This window comes from Imperialibacter sp. EC-SDR9 (assembly GCF_902498805.1).
In the GTDB taxonomy this organism is placed as follows: domain Bacteria; phylum Bacteroidota; class Bacteroidia; order Cytophagales; family Cyclobacteriaceae; genus Imperialibacter.
Genome location: NZ_LR701579.1, coordinates 172,793 through 195,010 on the forward strand (window position 1 = coordinate 172,793; position 22,218 = coordinate 195,010).

A 22,218-nucleotide genomic window follows, 5' to 3' on the forward strand; every position below is an offset into this window, starting at 1 on the left:
ATACCGTTCGTTTGAGTTCGTTTTTAGCGTATTCCACAATATATTTGGCAATTAACCCCGATATAATGGAACAGCGGCCGCCCAAAAATCATTTAGCTACCACCAGCGAAAAATTTGACAAACTTCAGAAGTTGAACGAGCAGGCCTTGCTGGGCGGGGGTGAAGGCAGGATAGCCAGGCAGCATGAAAAGGGAAAGCTGACTGCCCGGGAAAGAATTGAGCTGCTGGTGGACGAAGGAACTTTTGAAGAGATCGGCAAGCTGGTGGTGCACCGATCTTCAGATTTTGGGCTTGATAAAGAGAAATACCTCGGTGACGGGGTTGTCACTGGGTATGGCAATGTAAATGGCAGGCTGGTGTACGTATTCAGCCAGGACTTCACAGTGTTTGGCGGTTCCCTTTCTGAAACGTTTGCTGAGAAAATCGTAAAGATCATGGACCTGGCTATGAAAAACGGAGCACCGGTCATTGGTCTGAACGACTCAGGCGGCGCCAGGATACAGGAAGGGGTGGTGTCGCTCGCAGGTTATGCGGATATTTTCTACCGAAACACAAGGGCTTCTGGCGTGGTACCACAGATTTCGGCCATCATGGGCCCCTGTGCTGGCGGTGCGGTGTATTCGCCTGCCATCACCGACTTCATTTTGATGGTGGAGGACACGTCCTATATGTTCGTGACCGGCCCTAACGTGGTGAAGACGGTGACCCAGGAAGATGTGACGTCTGAAGAGCTTGGCGGCGCAAGCACCCATTCAACCAAAAGCGGCGTGACGCATTTCTCCTGTACCAACGAGGTAGAATGCATCAACAATATCAAGCAGCTGCTGTCGTACATGCCTCAAAACTGTGAGGATGAGGCTCCGGCCGTGAGCTACCAGCCCTCCGATGAGAAGCGACCTGCCCTCGATAAGGTGCTTCCCAACAACCCCAACCAGCCTTACGACATGCGTGAAGTGGTGGCCGAAATAGCCGACGAGGGCAGCTTTATGGAAGTGCATAAAAACTATGCGGAAAACATCATTGTTGGCTTTGCCAGAATTGGTGGCCGCAGCATTGGCGTTGTAGGCAACCAGCCTGCCTCGCTGGCTGGGGTACTTGACATCAACTCCTCGACAAAAGCAGCCAGGTTTGTTCGGTTTTGCGACAGCTTCAATATTCCCTTGCTGGTGCTGGTTGACGTTCCAGGATTTTTGCCAGGCACTGACCAGGAGTGGCATGGCATCATCAACCATGGAGCCAAGCTGCTGTATGCGTTTTCGGAGGCAACGGTGCCACGGGTAACGGTCATCACCCGGAAGGCTTACGGTGGCGCTTATGATGTGATGAACAGTAAGCACATTGGTGCCGATATGAACTTTGCCTGGCCGACGGCCGAAATAGCCGTGATGGGGGCAAAGGGAGCGGCGGAGATCATTTTTAAAGGTGAAATTGCCAAAGCATCGGATTCTGCTGCCAAACTCGACGAGAAAGTGGCGGAATACACCAACAGGTTTGCGAATCCTTACGAGGCTACAGCAAGAGGCTATATCGATGAAGTGATCATGCCGCACAACACCCGTGTGAAGGTCATGAAGGCCTTTGAGATGCTGAAGAACAAGGTAGACACACTTCCAAGAAAGAAGCACGGCAATATTCCGCTTTAGAATGCATAAATGGTCGCTGGATATAAATAACACAAACAAGAGATAAGCAATTGACAATGGACAAGAAGAGCAGAGATTTTCTATTCAAATATTTAAATAATGCATCGCCCACAGGTTTCGAGTCGTCGGGTCAGCAGATATGGCTGGAATACATGAAGCCGTATATCGACACCTACATCTCCGATACCTACGGAACTGTAGTAGGGGTGATTAACCCCGATGCACCTTATAAAGTGGTGATTGAGGCGCATGCCGATGAGATCTCCTGGTTTGTTAATTACATTACCGACGATGGTTATATTTACGTGAGAAGAAACGGTGGTTCCGATCATCAGATTGCGCCTTCCAAAAGAGTCAACATTCATACCGACAAAGGGATTGTAAAAGGGGTGTTTGGCTGGCCTGCGATCCACGTAAGAGACTCAGCGAAAGAAGAAAGCCCGACGCTGAAAAACATCTTTGTAGACATTGGAGCTACTTCAAAAGACGAAGTGGAAAAGGTGGGTGTTCATGTAGGCAGCGTAATGACGTTCGAAGATGAGTTGATCGAGCTGGGTGAGCATTACCTGTGTGGCAGAGCACTCGACAATAGAGTGGGCGGCTTTATGATTGCAGAAACAGCCAGGAGAATTGCTGAATCGAAAGTGAAGTTGCCGTTTGGCTTGTATGTTGTGAACTCTGTGCAGGAAGAGATTGGCCTGAGAGGCGCTGAAATGATTTCCAGGCGGATCAAGCCGGACGTGGCCATTATCACTGACGTGTGCCACGACACGCATGCTCCCATGTACGACAAGAAACAACAGGGTGACCTGAAAGCGGGCAAGGGACCAGTGTTGACTTATGGGCCGGCCGTGCAGAACAACCTGCTGAAGATGGTGATTGATGTGGCAGATAAAAACAAGATTGCCTTCCAGCGGGCCTCAGCCAGCAGGGCGACAGGTACTGACACCGATGCATTTGCCTACTCGGCAGAAGGTGTGGCGTCAGCGCTTATTTCTCTGCCACTTAAGTACATGCACACCACGGTAGAAACGGCTCACAAAGATGACGTGGAAAACGTGATCAAGCTGATGCACGATTTTCTTGTGCAGCTACCAGCCGGGCATGACTTCAGGTATATCAAGTAATAGTTAAAGAGGTTGCTAACTGCGATTAGCAGAGAGTAACCTCTTTAATCACCCTCGTTTGAAACGAGGGTGAGCGAGACATGCACTTGTAGTGCATAAAATCAGGAAGAAAAGAAGACCGTTGTTTGATTCGTTAGAAACGCAAATCCCGCCCGTCCTCGTTGCAAACGAGGACGATTGACGTGCTAACAATTAAAGAGGTTACTATATGCATGAGCGCAGATAGTAACCTCTTTAATTTTTCACAAGACCCCTTCAGGCACCTCGCTGATCGGCTTGATCATGATGTCTTTGTAAAACAGCTCTGCGCCTTCCGACTGGAGTTGAATCTTTCCCTTCTTCAGTGGCTGTTCGCCAGCGTCAGTAAGCTGGCGGGAGTTGTACAGCGCCATCACCACCTGGCCATTCACGATATGGATGGCAGTGTCGCCGAAACAAATCAACTCCAGCGTATTCCATTCGCCAGTTGGCTTTTCACCATCAGGGAACTTGGTGGCATGGCGGCCTACATCACTTTTTTCGCTAAAGACACGCATGGCGGCAGTGGCATCATAAACATAGTTGTCGCCGTCTTGGTGGGTAGGCACGTCCATCACGCCGCCAGCCACACCCCAGTAGTCGCCAGTGTCACCTTCCTGCACCTGAAACTCCTGCGAGCGCATCCAGAAGCCGCCATCGGCCCCATGTGCTCCTACAGCATGGTACAGCAAGCCGCTGTCTCTTTTGCTGTTGTCCTTCGGCCGGTGTTTGGCCTCTCCCCATTTGAACTGTAGCTTCAGGTGGTAGTTACTGAATTCGCTGGTGGTCGAAATGCCACCCCACTGCTCGCCTGAGATACGAATGGTGCTTTGCTGATCAACTTTTGCCACGCTGAAGATTCCTTTAGGGTCTTTATTCAGGCCCACTGGTTCACCGGCCGGTCGAAACGTAGAATCATTGACCTGTGTCCATTCCTGGCCCAGGTAGGTGTCCCAGCCGGTCAGGTCTTCCCCATTGAACAGGATTTGCCAATCCTGTTTTTCAGAAGAGCTTTGGCAGCTGAATAGGATAATGAAAACAACCAGCGAAAGTGTAGGTACGAGTTTGATCATGGTAAGATGGCGTTGTGAGCTGTTGAACTTACCTACAATATCGGTTTTTTCTTTGAGTTGCTAAGAGCATACCCTTTACAGCCTGTTTTTCGTATATTAAACAAACGAGGTGGCTTTCTCTTCTCCCTGCCACACGTTCCCCTCCAGCGCTAGATTCATCCGTTTGATGGGCATCAAACAACTTGTTTGATGCGCATCGAATATCTTGAACTTGCTGTAGAGCGACCTGGATTTAGCTGTAGACGGGAACGAATCTCGCCGTAGATTCGCTTGTTTCTAGCGGTGGATGGGAGTGCGTCTTGCCGTGGTTATCTGTTCATCCAGGTGTAGAATGACATCGGCATAGCGCTGGGTTCAAGTGTGCCTTGCCTTGTTTAACGACCTCAACTCCCATACATCACTTCTCAGTAGTGCAAAACGCCGGAAATTGCTAATTAGCACCGTACTCGTAAACAGCCATTCAACCATGAGAATACTACTCGCCTTCTTTATGCTGCTTGTCAGCACCAGCGCCTTCAGCCAGGAAGCCATGCGCCGCTGGCGCAAAATGAACCAGGTACGAAACGATAAGTTTGACCTGGTGCTGCCGGAAGCCATGAGGGAAAACAATATTGATATGTGGATCATCATGAACCGGGAGGGGAATTTTGATCCGCTGTATCCTGATATGGGCGAAGGCTACGTCGGCAGTGTGGGCTACTACATTTTCACCGATCGTGGGAGCGACCGTATCGAGCGATCCGTGCTGGGCATTGACGGCTATCTGCTGGAAGAGGGTGGCGCCTACGATTACTTCGGGTCGGCCAGTGAACTCAAGGCATTTGTGGAGGCCCGTGATCCTAAGCGGATTGGCCTTAATATGTCAAAAAACATTGGTGGGGCCGATGGCCTCAGCCATTCAGGCTACTTGGAATTAGCTGAAGTGCTGGGCAAGAAGTTCGAGCAGCGGTTTGTGTCGGCGGAGAAGCTGGCGTCCGACTTCCGGTCGAGGCGGGTGGCCGGCGAAATAGCGATTTATGGTGAGGCCGGTGAACTGTCGTACACCCTTGCAGAAAGGGCCCTGTCGAACGAGGTAATCACTCCGGGCGTAACCACGTTGGAAGATGTGGCCTGGTGGATGAAGGAGCAGCTTTTCAAAAACAACCTGGAGTCATCGTTTGGCATGCCTTCAGTGTATGTCACCGGCCCTGAGGGGATTGCCGCCACTTCCACCGACCGCATCATTCAGCGAGGCGACGTACTTTTCATCGACTGGGGTGTGGGGCTCATGAACATGTATACGGACATGAAGCGGATGGCCTATGTGCTGAAAGAAGGGGAAACCGGAGTACCTCCTGGCATCCAAAACGCCTTCGAACAGGCCGTGAAAGTACGGGATGTGGTAAAACAAACCATCAAACCCGGAGTGACGGCGCAGAAAGCTGAGGATGCCGTTTACGAAGCGCTGACCAAAGCCGGTTTTAACAAGATGGCAGGGTTCAACAAACCTACCGAGCTTGATAAAACGGATGTAATCATTGGTTGCCATTCGGTAGGCAACTGGGGCCATGGCATCGGGCCGTCCATTGCTTTTTTCAATCCGTTGCAGTTGGGGTATGAGATCAAGCCCTCCAATTTGCTGTCGATTGAGTTTTTTGCCTACACAAAGGTGCCCGAGTGGGGCGGTAAGAAGCTGCGGGTGGCGCTGGAAGATGATGCCATTATTACTGCGAGAGGTGTCGAATGGCTGTATCCGATCAATCCCAGGGTGCTGCTGATAAAGTGATAGATGAGGCATACTGCCAATGAAGACGATTGAGGAAGGTGCAAAGACGACAGTTGCGTTTTCCGCTTCGCAGCTTATTCACATTCACCCTGAGTATGCCGCTTTGTATCTGATCAACCCCTTCTAAAAGGCCAGCCTTACTTATTCTTTAAGTTGTTAGCGTCGGAAATTTTCCAACACGTCGGCTTTTTACCACACCGTTGTCGGAAAAGTGAATGGATTCGCCGGATTTTTTGTAGTTGCCTCATCTGCCTGCCCACTACCTTTGTACCCACAAAAACGCAACAAGCTATTTAAAGAAAGAGCCCATCCTGTGGGTGGATCGAATTATTTTTTTAACTATTTCTCCGTATTTTTTTCACCACCAGACTCCAGGGCAGGTTAGTATTTAACCTGCCCTTTTTGCGTCGATAACTGGCCAGTAGGTAATTATGGGTCATGTTTGGGTGCTTCTGTCTGACTCATTATGGCTTTAAAGAAGAAATGCGACGCTCTGTCCTTGGCGGTATTTGTGCTATAATTGTATACTAAAATTCCAGACAGTATCATTTGTTATGAAGCCAGCTACTCAGTATACAAAAAGCGGCCGTATCAATATTGCTTACCAGGTTTTTGGCTCCGGATCAATCGACCTGGTTTATATTCCGGGATGGGTGTCTAACATTGACTGGATGTGGGCCTGCCCTGAGCTGGTCGACTTTCTACAGGAACTGGGCAAAATCGCCAGGGTCATTTTGTTTGACAAAAGAGGCACAGGGCTGTCGGACCGTGTGGTGGAGCTTTCCACACTGGAAGAAAGGATGGACGACATTCGTGCCGTAATGGACGCCGTTGGGTCGCAAAAAGCCGTTTTGTTTGGACATTCAGAGGGCGGCTCCGTGTCGGCCCTCTTTGCTGCTACCTACCCCAACCGCACCATTTCACTCATTACTTTTGGCGTGTTTGCCAAGCGCCGCTATGCGCCCGACTATCCCTGGGCACCCACCGACGAGGAGCGCCAGGTGGTGTATGACATGATCGAAAACAACTGGGGCGGTGGCGACATGGGCCTGGAGTCGCTCGCCCCTTCCAAAGCCAACGATAAGGTGTTTATGGATTGGTTGGCCAGCTACTTCCGCTCCGGCGCCAGCCCGAGCGCAGCGATGGTGCTCACCAAAATGAATACGCAGGTTGATATCATTGATATTTTGGGTACGATCAAAGTGCCAACGCTCCTTATGCAGCGCACCCACGACATTGATGTGAAAATTGAGGAGGGACGGTTCATTGCTGAGCGTATTCAGGGAGCCAAGTTCGTGGAGTTTACGGGAAGAGACCACCTTTTTTGGGTGGGCAATACTAAAGAGGTGCTGGAAACGATGAGGGCTTTTATCTTAGGGGTGAAGCCCATCAGAAACTATCGGGAGCAGCTTTTCACTATAGTTGCCGCCCGTATTATCTCGTTGGAAAATGTTGATGCCAATCCTGAGGAGCTCATCCGCCAATTTGTGGAGCAGTACCGGGGCAAGGTGGTTCAATACAACCGCCAGACATTCATCGCTATATTTGAAGGGCCAAGCAAGGCCGTTCATTGCAGCATCGATCTCGTGGATGCCATTCAGAGCATGCCTGCCCAGCTGGCCATTGGTATTCACATCAGAGAAGGGGCTGTAGATGAGGCTCACTTCATCAGCGGTGAAACCGAGGCCTTTGTCGACGCCATGCTCCAGCTGGCAAAACCCAACCAGATCCTTGTCACACAAACTGTGAAAAGCCTGCTATCGGGAGCGGGCGTGAGTTTCACGCAGTATAAGGCGGTGTACGAAACGCTTTCGGGTGAATCGTTTCTGCTGTTCAGTGTAACCGATCCGCTCAGTGCTGATGAAAAAGCGGGGCAAATTTCGCCGAAGAAGGTGTTGAAAAATGATTCCTTCCTGGAAAACGTGCTGCAGAGTATCGATACTCATTTGGAGAACGAGCTTTTTGGCGTGGAAATGCTTTGCCGGGAAATTGGCATCAGTGAGCGCCAACTCCAGCGCAAGCTGAAGGCGGTGACCAATAAGTCGCCCAATCAGCTGATTACTTCTGTGCGGTTGCACCGTGCGAAGGAGCTGCTCATGGGTAGTGAGTTTGGGATTGCAGAAGCCGCCTTTAAAACAGGCTTTGCCAATCCGTCCTATTTCTCTAAATGTTTCAAAAAAGAGTTTGGATCAAGCCCCTCCGATCTTTTACTACTAAGCCGCTGATTATCAGCTTAGGAACTACCACGTTTTGTCGGTTTTGTTATACCCCATGTCGGAAATGTTAACACAATTGGCGGTATTGTGCTAGCCGCACCCTATTGGTTATATCTAATTTTGTCATCAAATAATACTAGAAATATTACTCCTGGGTGCTGCCAGCTGGCTTTTGGCATACGTTGGCAAAGAGGAAAAATGGCAACTGTTTGGCTATTCTTCTTTTTTAGAAACCGGGCGGGGTTGCTAGCAAAACTATTTTTTAATGATGGAAACAAAATTAATTCGTGGCACGGTCAGCGTGCTATTTTTTCTCACCACAATGTCGTGCACCTGGGAGCAGGCTGAACCACAGGTAGATTGCTCGGTGTCGCCAGTGGAAATAGACGTATTGGAAAGCGTAGCGACTGAATGTGGCGCTGCCATTGGGAGCTTCAGGGTCAATGCGGCTGGAGGTGAGCCTCCTTATTTATATACGTCAGAAGCTGGCACAAATGCGGATGGTGTATTTAGTAGTCTGGAGGCGGGAAACTATGTAGTGGTAGCGACTGATGCGAAAGGTTGTGCAAGTGAGGTAACTATTCCGATTCAAAACCTGGAGGGGGTGAACCTACAGGAAATTGTGGTGGAGGAGTCGGGATGTGGGTCAACAGAGGGAAAAATTGAGGTGGTAGCCTCTGGGGGTGTGGAGCCCTACCTCTACAGTATCAACGAAGGCCAGCCACAGACGGGGAGGACTTTTTCTGGCCTGACCAGGGGTACTTATACCGTGAAAATAGCAGACCAGCTGGGTTGTGAGATCGTCGAGAGTGTGGAGGTGTTGGCGGGCGTTAGCTACGAGAATTCTGTCAAAAACATTATTGAAAACAGCTGTGCGGTTTCGGGTTGCCACAACGGCAGCATCTCTCCCGACCTGAGGTCTTTCGCCACTATTCAAGCCAGGGCCAGCTCCATCAAAGCAAGAACAGCGAGTGGATCAATGCCCAGAGGGTCGACACTTACTCAGGCACAAAAAGATGCTATTGCCTGCTGGGTGGATGATGGAGCCCCACAAAATTGATAGATGAATCACTTTTAGCGACAACAAATAACAAGGAATACCTGCGGGAACCAGGGTAACTCCAATTTTTAGACTTAAAACAGAGATACAATGAAACGTGAAATATTAACAATCATTCTTGGCTTGATCACAGCAGGCCTGGCGATGGCGCAGGGCCCGATGGTGGATCGCAGCGGAACCGCCACCTTCTTTTCTGAAGCGCCGCTCGAAAACATTGAAGCCACTAACAAAGAGGTGTTGGGTGCTATGGACCTGGAAAAAGGGACATTGGCAGTGTCTATGCTCATGAAGGGATTTCACTTTGACAAGAGCCTGATGGAGGAACACTTCAATGAAAACTACGTGGAGTCGGATAAATTTCCGAGAGCGACTTTCAAGGGAGTCATCAGCAACTTCGCTGCACTCGACTTTTCGAAAAGCGGGAGCTTTGAAGTAGAAGCCGATGGGGAAATAGAAATCCATGGAGTGAAGAAACCCCTAAAGACGACGGTCAAATTTGAAGTTTCTTCTAAAGATTTGAAAGTTAATACTGCTTTCAATCTGGCGGTGGCTGATTTCGATATCGAGATACCCACCATCGTGTTCAAGAACATTGCGGAGGTAGTCGAGGTAAAGGCATTTTTTAATTTCACACGTCCAAAATGATGGTAAAGCAGATCACTTCAACCCTTATCTCGCTGGCATTGGCTATGCCGCTGCTGGCCCAGGATGATCTTCTGGCTGGTCTGGAAGCTGAGCAGGCCGATCAGAAAACGCTGGTGGATGCCACCTTCAAAGGCACCAGACTGATCAACGGTCATTCCATTGAAACCAGAAAACAAGGTGTGATGGATTTTATCATAGCGCACCGGTTTGGTACTATCGACGGTGGAGCCTATGAGCTTTTTGGGCTGGACAACGCCCTGGTACGCATAGGGCTGGAGTACGCCGTCAACGACAGGCTCTACGTGGGAGCTGGCAGGAGCTCTTTTGAAAAGACCTATGATGGGTTTGTCAAATACCGTCTGCTTCGTCAGTCGACGGGCAAAGGGAGTGTTCCGCTGTCTGCCACGTGGCTGAGCTCTATGGCATTGAAGACCCTGAAGAATCCGACGTATGATCTGCAGTTTACCGACAAGCTTGCTTTTTCGCATCAGCTTTTGCTTGCTCGCAAGTTTAACAACGGCCTTTCGCTCCAGCTGATGCCCACCTGGGTGCACCGGAACCTGATTGGCGAAACGGATCTGAACAATGACATCTTAGCGCTGGGTGTTGGCGGACGCATCAAGCTTTCTCAACGGGTGGCACTTTGTGCTGAATACTACTATCAGTTTCAACACCTTAATGAAAACACACAGAATGCGCTGGCGGTAGGGGTCGATATTGAAACGGGCGGCCATGTGTTTCAGCTACAGTTTACCAATGCCACGTCCATGGTGCCGAAGGGCTTCGTGTCAGAAACGACCAACGATTTTTTCAAAGGTGAAATTCACTTCGGTTTTAATGTCTCAAGAACTTTTCAACTGAACTAGCATCCAGTTTATTAACACGGACTAATTGATTTGAGCTGACGAGAAATGCCCCTCAGTTCAATATTTCATAACCCCGTGCGCCCCAACTCTACCCGAAACCAGACCCGGTTTTGAGACAGAAGAGTATTGTCTGACGGATAAGCACAACATGAATAAGAAACCATACAAGCAGCAAAGAATTTTGATCGAACGCTAAACGAATTTTTAAACCAGATTAAAGAATAATGAAAAACTTAGTAAAACAATTGAATGCAAAACTTTTATTAGCGTTGCTAGTATTGGCAACCATCACAGCTTGTAGCGACGACAGCGGAGAACCAACTCCTGAGGCAACGCCGATGATCCAGCTGTCGACTGACACTTCACTTGGCCAGATTTTGACAGATACCGATGGTGTTACCTTATACGTTTTTGCAAAAGATGTGTCAGGCAGCAGTGCTTGCCTGAATGGATGTCTTGACAAGTGGCCAATATACTACGCTAAAGAGCCTCAAATAGGCACGGGCCTGGAAGCTGCTGACTTTGCAGTGATCACCCACAGCAACGGCTCCAAACAAACTACCTACAAAGGGTGGCCGCTTTACTACTTTTCGCCTGCTGGCGACGGCGTGCTTGAAACGGCAGGTGCTACTGCCGGTGACGGCGCTGGAGGTGTCTTTTTTGCAGCCAAACCTGATTATTCGATTATGTTGGCAAATGCCCAACTGGTAGGCAATGACGGAAAGAACTACACATCAGCCTTTGAAGAAGGAGATGGGGCTACCGCTTTCTTTGTGAATGCTGAAGGTAGGGCTCTTTATATCTTCACCAACGACTCAAAAGACGATAATACTTTTACTGCCAGCGATTTTTCTAATGATGGGATCTGGCCGGTTTATACCAAAGACCTCAATGCTGTGGTTTCAGCGATTGACAAGAGCGACTTTGGCTCAATCGATGTATTCGGAGAGAGCCAGCTGACCTACAAGGGATGGCCATTGTACTACTTTGGTCAGGATACTGAAAGAGGAGATACCAAAGGCGTTAGTGTACCGTCGCCAGGTGTTTGGCCTATTGTGAATACCGATACAGCAGATGCAGAATAATTTTCCTAACTACATTGGGTAAGGAAGTTTTTTAGAACGTATGATTGGTAGTAAATGCCCATCTATCATAAGCAAGATGATGTTGTAATAAATAGAAAAAGGTGGCCCGTTTCCAGGCCACCTTTTTACTTCAAATAGTTGTGCCATAATTAGGCCAGATCAAAACGATCGAGGTTCATTACCTTGTCCCAGGCTTTCACAAAGTCTTTGACAAACTTGCCCTGAGAGTCGCCGCAGCCATATACTTCAGCCAGGGCACGAAGCTCAGAGTTGGAGCCAAAGATCAAGTCGGCACGAGTGGCTGTATATTTTACTTTGCCAGTTTTAGCATCGTGCCCCTCGAAGACGTCCCCATCTGCCGAAACAGCTTTCCATGTAGTGCTCATGTCGAGCAGGTTCACAAAGAAGTCGTTGCTCAATGAACCGACACGATTGGTAAATACACCATGCTTGGATCCGTCGAAGTTGGTGCCAAGCACACGCATGCCACCCACAAGCACAGTCATTTCTGGTGCAGTAAGCGTTAGCAACTGGGCTTTGTCGATCAGTAGCTCTTCTGCAGATATGGTGAATTTTTTCTTCACGTAGTTACGGAACCCATCGGCCTGTGGCTCAAGTGCTGCAAAGCTTTCCACGTCGGTTTGCTCTGCAGACGCATCAGCACGTCCGGGAGTGAAAGGAACAGTGATGGTTTGTCCAGCGTTCTTGGCCGCCTGCTCAACACCCGCACAACCCGCCAATACGATGAGGTCAGCCAATGATACTGACTTACCGAAGCCCTTTTGGATTTCTTCCAACTTACCCAATACTTTAGCCAGCTGGGCCGGATTGTTTACTTTCCAGTTCTTCTGGGGTGAAAGTCGAATGCGTGCTCCATTGGCACCACCACGCTTATCGGAGCCACGGAAGGTGGAAGCAGAAGCCCAGGCAGTTGACACCAGCTCCGATACGGACAGTCCTGAAGCAAGTACTTTCGCTTTCAGGGCAGCAATGTCCTTGTCGTCTAGTTTGTGTGTCGCAGTTGGGATCGGGTCTTGCCAAATCAACTCTTCTTTTGGCACTTCAGGGCCGAGGTAACGGGCACGAGGCCCCATGTCACGGTGAGTAAGTTTGAACCACGCTTTGGCAAAAGCATCTGCGAACTCATCAGGGTTCTCCAGGAAGTTCCTTGAAATCTTTTCGTAGGCTGGATCCACTCTTAACGCCAAGTCGGTAGTAAGCATTGATGGTGACCTTCGCTTGGATGGATCGAATGGATCGGGTACAGTACCTGCGCCTGCGTCACCCTTAGGCTTCCACTGGTGTGCACCTGCGGGGCTCTTGGTCAATTCCCATTCGTAGCCAAACAGGTTCTCGAAGAAGTTATTGCTCCACTTGGTTGGCGTGGTTGTCCAGATCACTTCCAAACCACTTGTAATTGCGTCGCCGGCTATACCTGAGCCGTAGCTGCTTCTCCAGCCAAGACCTTGCTCTTCAATACCAGCTGCTTCAGGCTCAGGGCCAACGTGAGCTGCATCGCCAGCGCCGTGAGTTTTGCCAAATGTGTGACCACCTGCAATCAGGGCCACAGTTTCGTAGTCATTCATTGCCATTCGACCGAACGTCTCACGAATATCTTTCGCAGCTGCAAGAGGGTCAGGCTTACCGTTTGGCCCCTCAGGGTTTACGTAAATCAGTCCCATCTGCACTGCAGCCAGTGGGTTTTCAAGGTCTCTGTCGCCTGAGTAGCGCTTGTCACCCAACCAGGTGTCTTCAGCACCCCAGTACACGTCCAGCTCTGGTTCCCACACATCGGCACGACCACCGGCAAAACCAAAGGTTTTGAAGCCCATAGATTCCAGCGCCACGTTGCCGGTTAAAACCATCAGGTCGGCCCAGGAGATTTTGCGTCCATACTTTTGCTTGATCGGCCACAGGAGCCTGCGTGCCTTATCCAGACTGGTATTGTCAGGCCAGCTATTAAGGGGAGCAAATCTTTGCTGCCCGGCTCCTGCACCACCACGGCCATCGGCAATGCGGTATGTGCCGGCGCTGTGCCATGCCATACGAATGAATAAACCGCCGTAGTGACCAAAGTCAGCAGGCCACCAGTCCTGTGAGTCGGTCATCAGGGCAGTGAGGTCTTTCTTTAAAGCCTTTAGGTCAAGGCTTTTAAACTCTTCAGCGTAGTTGAAGTCTTCGCCCATCGGATCAGACAGGGAAGAATGCTGACGAAGGATGTTTACTTTCAGCTGGTTAGGCCACCAGTCACTATTTGCCGTGCCACCACCTGCGGTTTGATTGAGTTCGCCATTCAGAAACGGGCACATTTCTGCTCCGTTTACATCGTAGGCGCCTCCTGCGTGTGTTTTATTTTCCATAGTTATAGATTTATTTTGTTCGATATTCAAATCTACAACATTCTGATCGATAGTATAAATCTATATTTTCTATATGGTTATAGTTGAAATCTATACATTAGACACAGGGTAGATAGGCCGTAGATCAGAAGAAAATGTGATAGATTAAATAATGGAGCGAGCGAATAGGCGCTTACTGATCTTTTGAAAGCCTACCTTATCTCCTTTAAATCCCTCAGCCAAAAAGCATGGGCGTGGTGCGTCATCCCAATCTTTGGATAGTAGTCGACAGCAGCTGGAGCCGACAGCAGTATCACGTTAGATTTGGGCGCCAGCATCTTTGTCCGGCGGATGAGCTCCTTGCCAATTCCTTTGTGCTGGTATTCGATGTGCACCGCCAGATCGCTGAGGTAGGTGGCATATACCCAGTCGGTGAGGCTGCGGCTTACCCCAACTAGTTTTCCATTGTGCCTTGCGGTAATGGTGAGATTGGCATGCCTGAGCATCTCTTCTATGCGCTCAGGCTCGTTCACGGGACGCCGCTCACCGAGGGTAGAACTAATAAGCAGCTCCGTGAAGTCCTTCACGGTTAAATCCTGCTCTTGCTGATAGATGATGTCCATGGATTATAGTTCTTTGATGTCCAGCCCGTATTTTTTGCAGTCCTCCCAGAAACCCGGGTAAGACTTATTCACCACCTCGGGCTCCTCGATAATCAAAGGCACTTTTTGAGCCAAAGGTGCAAAGGCCATGGCCATGCGGTGGTCTTCGTAGGTGCTGATCGTTACAGGACCTTCAGGAAGTGCGGTCGGAGGCTCCAATTCCCAAAAACCAGGCGTTTCCTCTACCAGCGTAGCCCCAAACTTTGCCAATTCGGTTTGCATCGCCGCCAGCCTGTCCGTTTCCTTTATCCGCAGGCTTTCAAGCCCGGTCATCGAAATGGGACTTTTGAGTCCTGTGGCTACCACCATCACCGTCTGTGCCAAATCGGGGCAGGTCTTAAAGTCGATAACCATGGGGGAAACGCTGTTCTTTTTCTCGATCAGAAACTCTTTACCGCTGAACCTCGTGGTAAGCCCCAGGCCATGCATGATCTCCCTGATGCGGATGTCGCCCTGGTAAGAGTTTTCCCTTAACCCCGTGAGGTTTACTTTGCTGTTTTTAGACAGCGATACCATGCTTAGCCAGTAGCTTGCACCCGACCAGTCCGACTCAATGGTATAGGAATTAGCGGTGTATTTCTGTGGTGCAATAGCGATGGTATTTCCCTTCCACTCGTTCTTTACCCCAAACTGCTGCATGAGGCCGAGTGTCATTTCTATGTAGGGTCTGCTGAACACATCTCCCACCAGTTCGATGGTAAGACCGTTAGGTAGCATAGGGGCGATCATTAGCAAGGCTGAAATGTACTGGCTGCTGATGTTGCCTTGTATTTTCAGGGAGTCCGTTTTTTGCTGAGTTAATTTTGAGACTTTAAGCGGCGGATAGCCGTCATTCTTCAGGTAATCGATGCTTGCGCCCAGTTCTCTCAGGGCGTCCACCAGCAATTTGATGGGTCGTTGTTGCATCCGCTCCGACCCAGTGATTGTTTGGTTTTCCCCTGTTAGTGCCAGGAATGCTGTTAAAAATCGCATGGTTGTTCCAGCGTCCAACACGTCCCACGTTTTGTCTTTTGAGGCCAGTAAGCGCATCATCGTTTGGGTGTCACGGGCATCAGAAAGGTTGTTGAGGTCAATTTTCTCATCAGAAAGTGCCTGTATAATCAAGGCCCTGTTACTTTCACTTTTGGAAGCACTCAGGTTGATGGTGGATGCTGCGGGAATAGCGGCGGAGGTGTTGATTGAAATTTTATTCATGGATGCTTAGTGGAAATACCCGATTTAATTGTCTTTATGTTAGCTGGATGATAGTGACTTAAAAATAATTTTTAAAACCTTCGGCAGTCTGGCATCGTTGTTGTGATTAAATGCTTTAAACCCTTTTTCATTATGAACAGATCAAAAACCATAACTTCCATCCTCGCCGGTGCAGTTATTGGTGCAATTACAGTATTCGGCGTTACTCCTATCAAGGGAATGGTTAACAAAGCTCGTGTATCAAAATCGACAAAAACCACACCCGTGAAACAGAGAGACGAAGACGATCATTTTTTTATTTAGCAGAAGAAAGATTTACCACTGAGTTGAACTCAGCCAAGGCTTCCCTAACTTCCCCTAAAGTAATAATCACATCGTATTCTGATTGACCAATGGCACTCAACAAGCTACCCTTAATGGTAGCTTTTTCATTTTTCTTATCCTGTAATATCAAGCTTTCGGCTTTTTTAATCGTTGCCTCACTTACCTGCGCCGGATGATACGTCGCCAGCAGGTATTGCGTAATCTCTTCGTAGCTTCCTTGTGGAAGTTCTGTCTTTTTTGTCGACAGGTAGGCTTCAGCAATCATCCCGATAGCAATGGCCTCGCCGTGGAGCAACCTGTTGCCGGAATCAAGCAGGGCGGTTTCTATAGCATGGCCGATGGTATGCCCAAAGTTCAGGATTTTTCTCAACCCATTTTCCTTTGGGTCTTTATCCACCACACCGCTTTTGACTTCAATAGAATGCTGGATATGGTCGTTCCAGGGCTGCTCTTCAAATGGCTTAGCAGTGAGGGTTTTCCAGTAGCGGGCATCTGCTATCAGGGCGTGCTTTAGCACCTCTGCAAAGCCCGATCTGAGCTCTCTTTCGGGCAGCGTAGCCAAAAAGCCAGAAGATACGATGACTCTTTCCGGCTCCTGAAAAACGCCGATGTGGTTTTTTAGGCCGTGGAAGTCGATGCCCAGCTTGCCGCCCACGCTGGCGTCTACTTGTGCCAGTAGGGTAGTGGGCAGGTTCAGAAATTTGATGCCCCGCTTGTACGTGGCAGCGCAGAAGCCACCCATATCACCTATCACGCCCCCGCCAAGGTTGACAAGCAGCGCCTTTCGGTCCCACTCCAGCTTGGTAAGCTCGTTCCAGATGTGCTCACAAGTGCGCAGCGTTTTCTCTTCCTCACCGCTTTTTATTTCAATCACCGAGTGCTCGGGAAGGTGAGCCGCTACTTGTGGATAGCAATGCTGCCTGGTGTTTTCGTCAACCAGCACAGCCACCTTTGAATAGGATTGGACTGAAAAAAACCTCCCCAATGACTCGGGGAGGTTGTTCGTTATTTCTACGTTACCGAGAATCATTTTTACTTTTCTCCGCCTGCAGGTACTTTCGCCATAATCTCAGTTTGCTGCTTGATAGAAGCAACGTGGATCAGCTTGTAGGTTTCTTCTACAAAGTCAGGAGAAAGGGAAAGTGACTTGCCCCACTCAGCTCTGCTTTTGTAAATTTCATTCCAGCGGTCTACCTGAAAGATAGTGACGTTGTTGTCACGCTTGAATTCACCCATTTTCTCTACCAGGCGCATCCTGTTGGCCAAAGCTTCAAGGATTTCACGGTCAGCGTTGTCAATCTGATCACGCATTTGCTCCATGAAATGATTGAAAGTGGCGTCAGTTGAATGAGCGCTTTTTGGCTTCAGTTCTCTTACCATTTCACCCAGGCGGGCAGGCGTCACCTGCTGCTTGGCATCACTCCATGCGTTGTCCGGATCTCTGTGCGACTCGATCATCAAGCCGTCATAGTTCAAGTCCAACCCTTTCTGAGCTACATCCAGAAGCATTTCTCTGTTGCCGCAAATATGGCTGGGATCACCAAACAAAGGCATTTCAGGAAACTCTCTTTTTAGCTCGATAGGGAACTGCCATGCAGGCACGTTGCGATATTTCGTCTTCTGGAAAGAAGAGAAACCACGGTGGATAGCACCAATTTTAGTGATACCGGCCTTGTTAATTCTTTCGATTGCCCCCAACCACAACGCCAAATCGGGGTTGATAGGGTTTTTGATCAGTACAGGTACATCAACGCCTACAAGAGAGTCGGCAATTTCCTGCACCGTGAAGGGGTTCACTGTCGAGCGTGCACCTACCCAAAGGATGTCGATGCCAGCAGCAAGACAAGCTTCTACGTGGTCGGGGTTGGCTACTTCAACAGCAAATTTGACACCCAACTCTTTCTTCACGTTCTGGATCCAGCCAAGGGCTTCTTTGCCTATGCCCTCAAATCCGCCCGGACGAGTTCTTGGCTTCCACACACCAGCTCTCATCACTCTGATACCTTCCTTATACAGTTGGGTACAGGTGTCCATGAGTTGCTCTTCTGATTCAGCGCTACAAGGCCCTGAAATAATCAATGGTCTTTCTTTTACCGGAGACCAGGATTCAAATTTGTCAATAGTAAGCTCCATACCCACCTCACTTATTTTTTATAAACTAAAAACGATCAAACTAGTCTTTTACTTATTATTGCACTCCAATTAAACACATTAACCATGCCCGTTACCCATCCCTTTACCTTCGAAGATACCGAAGTAGCTTTTGCTTCTAAGTCGGACCGGGAATTGAAGAAGATGTATTGGCTATTCGCCGCTATGAACAGTAACTTTTTGGTGCGCTTTGGAACACAGGGCGTAATATTAGCACTAAAAATGAAATTGCCCATCAAAAAACTCATAAAAAGTACTGTTTTCGGGCATTTCTGTGGTGGTGAGACGATCCAGGAGTGCAAACAAACGATTTCTGAGCTCGGTGCTTCAGGCATTGGTACCATACTCGATTACTCCGCCGAGGGGGAGAAAACAGAGGCAGGATTTGAAGCCAACAAGGAAGAAATAATGCAGACTGTGATGAATGCAGCCACTAGCGCTCACATCCCTTTTGCCGTGATGAAAGTGTCGGGGTTGGGGTCGGAAGAGTTGATGACTAAGTCGCAGGATGGCAAACAACTGAATGGTAAAGAGCAGAAGGCGTTTGACAATATTCACCGTCGGGTTGAAGAGCTCTGTAGCAAAGCTCACGAATTGAATGTCAGAATATTTATTGACGCAGAAGACTATGCTTATCAGGGGGTGATAGACGGGTTGGCGCTGGAAATGATGCGGAAATACAACAAAGAGCGAGTGATCGTTTACACCACTTTTCAATTTTACCGGTGGGACGCCTACGATAAGCTGGTGGTTTTGCATGAAAAAGGAAAAGCAGAAGGGTTTTACATTGGAGTGAAGCTGGTGCGTGGTGCTTATATGGAGAACGAGCGTGAGCGGGCGGAGGACCTGGGCTATAAGGATCCAATCCAGCCGACGAAGCAAGCCACAGATATTGACTATAACAGGGCACTTGATTTCTGCGCAGCTAACCACAAGCGGATTGCTTTCTGCTCGGGCAGTCACAATGAGCAGTCGAACGCCTTGCTCACCTCGCTGATGCAACAATATGGCATAGCCAAGGATGATCCGGGAGTGTTTTTTGCGCAACTCTACGGCATGAGCGATAATATTTCTTTCAAGCTATCTAAGGAAGGCTACAACGTTGCGAAGTATGTGCCTTATGGGCCGCTGGAAAAGGTGATGCCGTATCTAATTAGAAGGGCGGAGGAGAATACGTCGGTAGCAGGACAAACAGGGAGAGAGTTTAGCTTTATAAAGAAGGAGATTGAGCGTAGGAAATTGTCGGCCATATAAGCTTGGTCATAAGAGCCGTCAGGCGTTTGCCTGCATCCGGTTGCTTCGGTATGCGGAGGGCTTCTGCGAGGTAAACTTGGAGAAGGCTTTTAGAAAGGTGACCTTGTTGTTGAAGCCCGATTCTAACGCAACTGCTTCAATTTTGTAGTGTTGAAATTCTTTTTTTCGTAGCATCTCCTTCGCATAATCGATTCTAAAGCGATTGGTGAAGTCGTTAAAGCTCTCCTGAACGAGCTCCGACATTGTTTGAGATATTCTATGCGGTTTTTCGTCGATTGCCTCTCCAAGGAGAGGTAAAGTAAGGTTACTATTTAAGAATAGACTGTCTTCTCTGAAGGTGAAAATAATCTTGTCTCTTATGAGTTCCATTTCCTTTCTGGACAGCCTGGAGCTTAAGTACTTGCCTGTAATTTGTTTTAAAAAGTTGGGCTCTTTGTAAAGCACATAACCAACTATAAATACAATGCTGGAGGTGGAAATGTAGTACAGAATAAACTGCCTCCAATTGTCTGCATATTCTGTCAGCCACGACATGAGTACTGCAGTGATGAAGTAAATAGAGCAAATTGACAAGGCGTACAGCCTTTTTATCGCATCAACGCCTCGGTAGTTTTTCGCTATCAGAAAGATAAATGCTATCCCATAGAGCAGAATGTGAGTGGCCCTGGCGTAGTTGAGGGGCATGATCTGATCGTAAAAATGATTCGAAACATAGTCTATTCTGGCTTTGCCGGGAAGCATCAGCATGTTGCTGAAGCTAATTATGACAATAAGGGCAGGCACAAAATGGAATAAATCAACTGCCCTGAAACGTCGTTCCTGAAGCAGGGCTGTGAAATGCAGGCAGAGTACAGGTCCGTAGAAAAAACCGGCGACAAAATAGTACCTGCCATAGAATTGAGGAAATACTTTAACCACCTCGCTTGTTGAATACAGGAAGTCGAGCATTTCCAGCCCAAATAGCAGTATAAAAACGGAAAGCGTTAAATAGGCTTGCCCAGACTTCTTAAAAAAGAGCCCGCCAGAGATGAAAATGGTCAGGAATGCATATCCCAGGAGAAGAAACCTTAAGGCCGTCATACTGCATCATTCTTTCGTCAATATAAAAAGAACTTCAAGCTTTTGGTACCAGGCCGGTTTGGTGCCATCGGGATAGGTCTCGTCAACCATTTTCAGGTGCAGAGCATCGTCCTCGAATTTATACTCATAGTACTGCTTTCCACCTTCAAACCCGGGCACTCTGGCGATGTCTGATGTTGTGACCATCATTGCCGACGATAGTTCGTAGCTGCCCGAATTGAAAACAATGCTTTGAAAGGCCGCCTTTATTTCGGCGTCGGTCGGCTTGGCCAGCGACTGGAATGGTTTCCTTGGCTCGTCGGAGGGGTTGTACATAATGGCATAGCGGTTCGGGGCTACCACAAAGGTGCCTGGGTAGGCTTCGGGCACGGAATACGTAGTGTCTTTGTAGATGTAGTGAATCTCTTTGAACATCCAGGACCCCAGCAGTGGATTGAGTTGGTTTCTTTTCGCCTGGATCAAGTCCATGATTTCTTGATTGCCGTAAAACTTTGCCAGGGTGTAGGCTGTGTATCTATTATCCAGCACTTTCATTTCGTAGTCTGCTCCGGAGTTGATCATCATAGTAGCAAACTCGTTGTGGCTATAGAACAGCGACCAGTGCAGTGCTGCACAATGGTTAACCGAGTCGGTGTGATCGATATTGGCTCCGGCGTCAATAAGCATTTGGCCTAATGATGCATCGCCATTTACTGCTGCACCTATGAGGGAGGTGAGCCTGTAGTGCTGGTCGGTTGCATTTGGATTCGCTCCGTTGTCGAGCAGCAGCTTCGCCACGTCTTTGTGCCCAAACCGTGCGGCCAGAGCGAGAGGAGGCTGTCCTACACGATTTAGCTTATTTGGGTCGGCTCCATTGTCCAATAGTAGCTGCGTCATTTCCAAATAGCCCTTTTGTGCGGCGAGCTGGAGCGCAGGAATGCCGAGTCCGTCCATCGCATTGGCATCGCCACCGCTTTTTAAGATTTTCCTGGCCACTTCCAGGTCATTGGTGTTGGCTGCATTCACAAGCTTTGCCGCCTGGTTGGGGATTTTTGTGGCCAGGGAGGTTTGCCTGAGTAGCTCAGCCACTGAGTCGGCCTGCCATAGCCTCAGCACCACGTCCACCACGTTGCCATGTTTGCTCCTTAGCGACAAATCGGCTCCGGCCTTGATCAGGAGTTTCATTTGATCCGTGTGGCCATAGTAGGCAGCCCAGTTGAGCGCAGGGTCTCCGTTGATGTCGACAATGTTTACTTCGGCACCGGCGGCGAGCAGCAGTTTGCTGATGGCTGGATCTTTGATAGAGGAGGCAAACATGAGTGGGGTTCCCTCAAGGCCGCCTTTTGTTTTCAGGTTGGGGTTAACGCCACTGTTGATCAGGAGTTTAACCAGCTTTGCGTTTTCAACCTCAATAGCAATGTGAAGCGGTGTTTGACCATTTTCATCAAAGCTGTTGATGTCAGGTTCCTTTTGAATAAGGAACTCGGAGATTTTGTACGCAGCGGCTCTCACACTTTTGTGAAGGAGGGTTGTGTCAGCAGTTGGTTCGCTGTAGTGGCGGACAAACTCCGAAACATTGTCTTCTTTTAAAATCTTCGTCAGTTTTTCTGGCTGAGCGGCGGCTTGCACAAAGAACAAGCACAGCATACTTCCACTAATGAATTTGAACATCCTGATTATTTATTTTCAGGAAGTAATCTAACATCCATTGAGGTGGATGATGGTAAGAAAACTGAG

18 protein-coding genes are annotated in these 22,218 nt (G+C 48.8%); 10 read left to right on the forward strand and 8 right to left on the reverse strand.

Annotated features, from left to right (window positions below):
• Positions 1-65: 65 nt before the first annotated feature.
• Together GC130_RS09115 and GC130_RS09120 are read left to right on the forward strand one after the other, a co-directional pair.
• Positions 66-1,643, forward strand: a complete 1,578-nt coding sequence (locus GC130_RS09115) for an acyl-CoA carboxylase subunit beta (RefSeq protein WP_151997975.1) — start codon at positions 66-68, stop codon at positions 1,641-1,643.
• A gap of 56 nt (positions 1,644-1,699) precedes the next feature.
• Complete coding sequence (locus GC130_RS09120) at positions 1,700-2,770, forward strand: M42 family metallopeptidase (RefSeq protein WP_151997976.1); 1,071 nt, start codon at positions 1,700-1,702, stop codon at positions 2,768-2,770.
• 242 nt (positions 2,771-3,012) lie between these two features.
• On the opposite strand, the gene GC130_RS09125 is transcribed toward GC130_RS09120, so the two are convergent.
• Complete coding sequence (locus tag GC130_RS09125; protein WP_151997977.1) at positions 3,013-3,861, reverse strand: DUF1080 domain-containing protein; 849 nt, start codon at positions 3,859-3,861, stop codon at positions 3,013-3,015.
• Between the two features lie 466 nt (positions 3,862-4,327).
• Between GC130_RS09125 and GC130_RS09130 the strand changes: the two genes are divergently transcribed.
• The 6 genes from GC130_RS09130 (at position 4,328) to GC130_RS09155 (ending at position 11,498) form a co-directional block, all read left to right on the forward strand.
• Complete coding sequence (locus GC130_RS09130) at positions 4,328-5,626, forward strand: Xaa-Pro peptidase family protein (protein ID WP_151997978.1); 1,299 nt, start codon at positions 4,328-4,330, stop codon at positions 5,624-5,626.
• 554 nt (positions 5,627-6,180) lie between these two features.
• Complete coding sequence (locus GC130_RS09135; protein WP_151997979.1) at positions 6,181-7,851, forward strand: alpha/beta fold hydrolase; 1,671 nt, start codon at positions 6,181-6,183, stop codon at positions 7,849-7,851.
• Between the two features lie 256 nt (positions 7,852-8,107).
• On the forward strand, positions 8,108-8,902 hold the full coding sequence (locus GC130_RS09140; RefSeq protein ID WP_151997980.1) for a hypothetical protein: 795 nt from the start codon (positions 8,108-8,110) through the stop codon (positions 8,900-8,902).
• 90 nt (positions 8,903-8,992) lie between these two features.
• Positions 8,993-9,547 carry a YceI family protein gene (locus tag GC130_RS09145; protein ID WP_151997981.1) on the forward strand — a complete coding sequence of 185 codons (555 nt, stop codon included), beginning with the start codon at positions 8,993-8,995 and terminating at the stop codon, positions 9,545-9,547.
• Complete coding sequence (locus GC130_RS09150; RefSeq protein ID WP_226940417.1) at positions 9,544-10,413, forward strand: DUF5777 family beta-barrel protein; 870 nt, start codon at positions 9,544-9,546, stop codon at positions 10,411-10,413. The genes GC130_RS09145 and GC130_RS09150 overlap by 4 nt, the downstream gene beginning before the upstream one ends.
• Before the next feature lie 224 nt (positions 10,414-10,637).
• Complete coding sequence (locus GC130_RS09155) at positions 10,638-11,498, forward strand: hypothetical protein (protein ID WP_151997982.1); 861 nt, start codon at positions 10,638-10,640, stop codon at positions 11,496-11,498.
• Between the two features lie 149 nt (positions 11,499-11,647).
• Here the strand turns inward: GC130_RS09155 and katG are convergent, their stop codons facing one another.
• The 3 genes from katG to aroA all read right to left on the reverse strand — a co-directional run bounded on the left by katG (position 11,648) and on the right by aroA (position 15,693).
• The gene (gene katG / locus GC130_RS09160) at positions 11,648-13,858 is read right to left on the reverse strand and encodes a catalase/peroxidase HPI (protein WP_226940418.1); all 2,211 of its coding nucleotides are present in this window, start codon (positions 13,856-13,858) and stop codon (positions 11,648-11,650) included.
• Between the two features lie 191 nt (positions 13,859-14,049).
• Entirely contained in the window at positions 14,050-14,460 is a 411-nt protein-coding gene (locus GC130_RS09165) for a GNAT family N-acetyltransferase (RefSeq protein WP_151997983.1), read from the reverse strand.
• A 3-nt stretch (positions 14,461-14,463) separates the two neighbouring features.
• Positions 14,464-15,693 (reverse strand): 3-phosphoshikimate 1-carboxyvinyltransferase, encoded by a 1,230-nt coding sequence (gene aroA, locus GC130_RS09170; protein ID WP_151997984.1) that lies wholly within the window; start codon positions 15,691-15,693, stop codon positions 14,464-14,466.
• Positions 15,694-15,825: 132 nt separating this feature from the next.
• Here aroA and GC130_RS28575 point away from each other — a divergent pair, with 132 nt between their 5' ends.
• Positions 15,826-15,996, forward strand: coding sequence for a hypothetical protein (locus GC130_RS28575; protein WP_193217814.1), 171 nt, complete (start codon positions 15,826-15,828; stop codon positions 15,994-15,996).
• Here GC130_RS28575 and aroB read toward each other — a convergent pair.
• Positions 15,989-17,047: a 3-dehydroquinate synthase gene (gene aroB / locus GC130_RS09175; protein WP_151997985.1), complete on the reverse strand. Its 1,059-nt coding sequence runs from the start codon at positions 17,045-17,047 to the stop codon at positions 15,989-15,991. The two genes, GC130_RS28575 and aroB, sit on opposite strands and share 8 nt — an antisense overlap.
• A gap of 2 nt (positions 17,048-17,049) precedes the next feature.
• The gene (locus tag GC130_RS09180) at positions 17,050-18,150 is read right to left on the reverse strand and encodes a bifunctional 3-deoxy-7-phosphoheptulonate synthase/chorismate mutase type II (RefSeq protein ID WP_151997986.1); all 1,101 of its coding nucleotides are present in this window, start codon (positions 18,148-18,150) and stop codon (positions 17,050-17,052) included.
• 84 nt (positions 18,151-18,234) lie between these two features.
• Between GC130_RS09180 and GC130_RS09185 the strand changes: the two genes are divergently transcribed.
• Positions 18,235-19,422 carry a proline dehydrogenase family protein gene (locus GC130_RS09185; RefSeq protein ID WP_151997987.1) on the forward strand — a complete coding sequence of 396 codons (1,188 nt, stop codon included), beginning with the start codon at positions 18,235-18,237 and terminating at the stop codon, positions 19,420-19,422.
• A gap of 18 nt (positions 19,423-19,440) precedes the next feature.
• On the opposite strand, the gene GC130_RS09190 is transcribed toward GC130_RS09185, so the two are convergent.
• Together GC130_RS09190 and GC130_RS09195 are read right to left on the reverse strand one after the other, a co-directional pair.
• Positions 19,441-20,502 (reverse strand): AraC family transcriptional regulator, encoded by a 1,062-nt coding sequence (locus tag GC130_RS09190; protein ID WP_151997988.1) that lies wholly within the window; start codon positions 20,500-20,502, stop codon positions 19,441-19,443.
• 6 nt (positions 20,503-20,508) lie between these two features.
• Positions 20,509-22,152, reverse strand: coding sequence for an ankyrin repeat domain-containing protein (locus GC130_RS09195; RefSeq protein WP_151997989.1), 1,644 nt, complete (start codon positions 22,150-22,152; stop codon positions 20,509-20,511).
• Between the last annotated feature and the right edge of the window lie 66 nt (positions 22,153-22,218).

What these genes read in the sequence shown, in the direction of transcription:
- GC130_RS09115 (WP_151997975.1), top strand. Translation starts at nt 66, where the DNA reads ATGGAACAGCGGCCGCCCAAAAATCATTTAGCTACCACCAGCGAAAAA.
- GC130_RS09120 (WP_151997976.1), top strand. Translation starts at nt 1,700, where the DNA reads ATGGACAAGAAGAGCAGAGATTTTCTATTCAAATATTTAAATAATGCA.
- GC130_RS09125 (WP_151997977.1), bottom strand. Translation starts at nt 3,861, where the DNA reads ATGATCAAACTCGTACCTACACTTTCGCTGGTTGTTTTCATTATCCTA.
- GC130_RS09130 (WP_151997978.1), top strand. Translation starts at nt 4,328, where the DNA reads ATGAGAATACTACTCGCCTTCTTTATGCTGCTTGTCAGCACCAGCGCC.
- GC130_RS09135 (WP_151997979.1), top strand. Translation starts at nt 6,181, where the DNA reads ATGAAGCCAGCTACTCAGTATACAAAAAGCGGCCGTATCAATATTGCT.
- GC130_RS09140 (WP_151997980.1), top strand. Translation starts at nt 8,108, where the DNA reads ATGATGGAAACAAAATTAATTCGTGGCACGGTCAGCGTGCTATTTTTT.
- GC130_RS09145 (WP_151997981.1), top strand. Translation starts at nt 8,993, where the DNA reads ATGAAACGTGAAATATTAACAATCATTCTTGGCTTGATCACAGCAGGC.
- GC130_RS09150 (WP_226940417.1), top strand. Translation starts at nt 9,544, where the DNA reads ATGATGGTAAAGCAGATCACTTCAACCCTTATCTCGCTGGCATTGGCT.
- GC130_RS09155 (WP_151997982.1), top strand. Translation starts at nt 10,638, where the DNA reads ATGAAAAACTTAGTAAAACAATTGAATGCAAAACTTTTATTAGCGTTG.
- katG (WP_226940418.1), bottom strand. Translation starts at nt 13,858, where the DNA reads ATGGAAAATAAAACACACGCAGGAGGCGCCTACGATGTAAACGGAGCA.
- GC130_RS09165 (WP_151997983.1), bottom strand. Translation starts at nt 14,460, where the DNA reads ATGGACATCATCTATCAGCAAGAGCAGGATTTAACCGTGAAGGACTTC.
- aroA (WP_151997984.1), bottom strand. Translation starts at nt 15,693, where the DNA reads ATGAATAAAATTTCAATCAACACCTCCGCCGCTATTCCCGCAGCATCC.
- GC130_RS28575 (WP_193217814.1), top strand. Translation starts at nt 15,826, where the DNA reads ATGAACAGATCAAAAACCATAACTTCCATCCTCGCCGGTGCAGTTATT.
- aroB (WP_151997985.1), bottom strand. Translation starts at nt 17,047, where the DNA reads ATGATTCTCGGTAACGTAGAAATAACGAACAACCTCCCCGAGTCATTG.
- GC130_RS09180 (WP_151997986.1), bottom strand. Translation starts at nt 18,150, where the DNA reads ATGGAGCTTACTATTGACAAATTTGAATCCTGGTCTCCGGTAAAAGAA.
- GC130_RS09185 (WP_151997987.1), top strand. Translation starts at nt 18,235, where the DNA reads ATGCCCGTTACCCATCCCTTTACCTTCGAAGATACCGAAGTAGCTTTT.
- GC130_RS09190 (WP_151997988.1), bottom strand. Translation starts at nt 20,502, where the DNA reads ATGACGGCCTTAAGGTTTCTTCTCCTGGGATATGCATTCCTGACCATT.
- GC130_RS09195 (WP_151997989.1), bottom strand. Translation starts at nt 22,152, where the DNA reads ATGTTCAAATTCATTAGTGGAAGTATGCTGTGCTTGTTCTTTGTGCAA.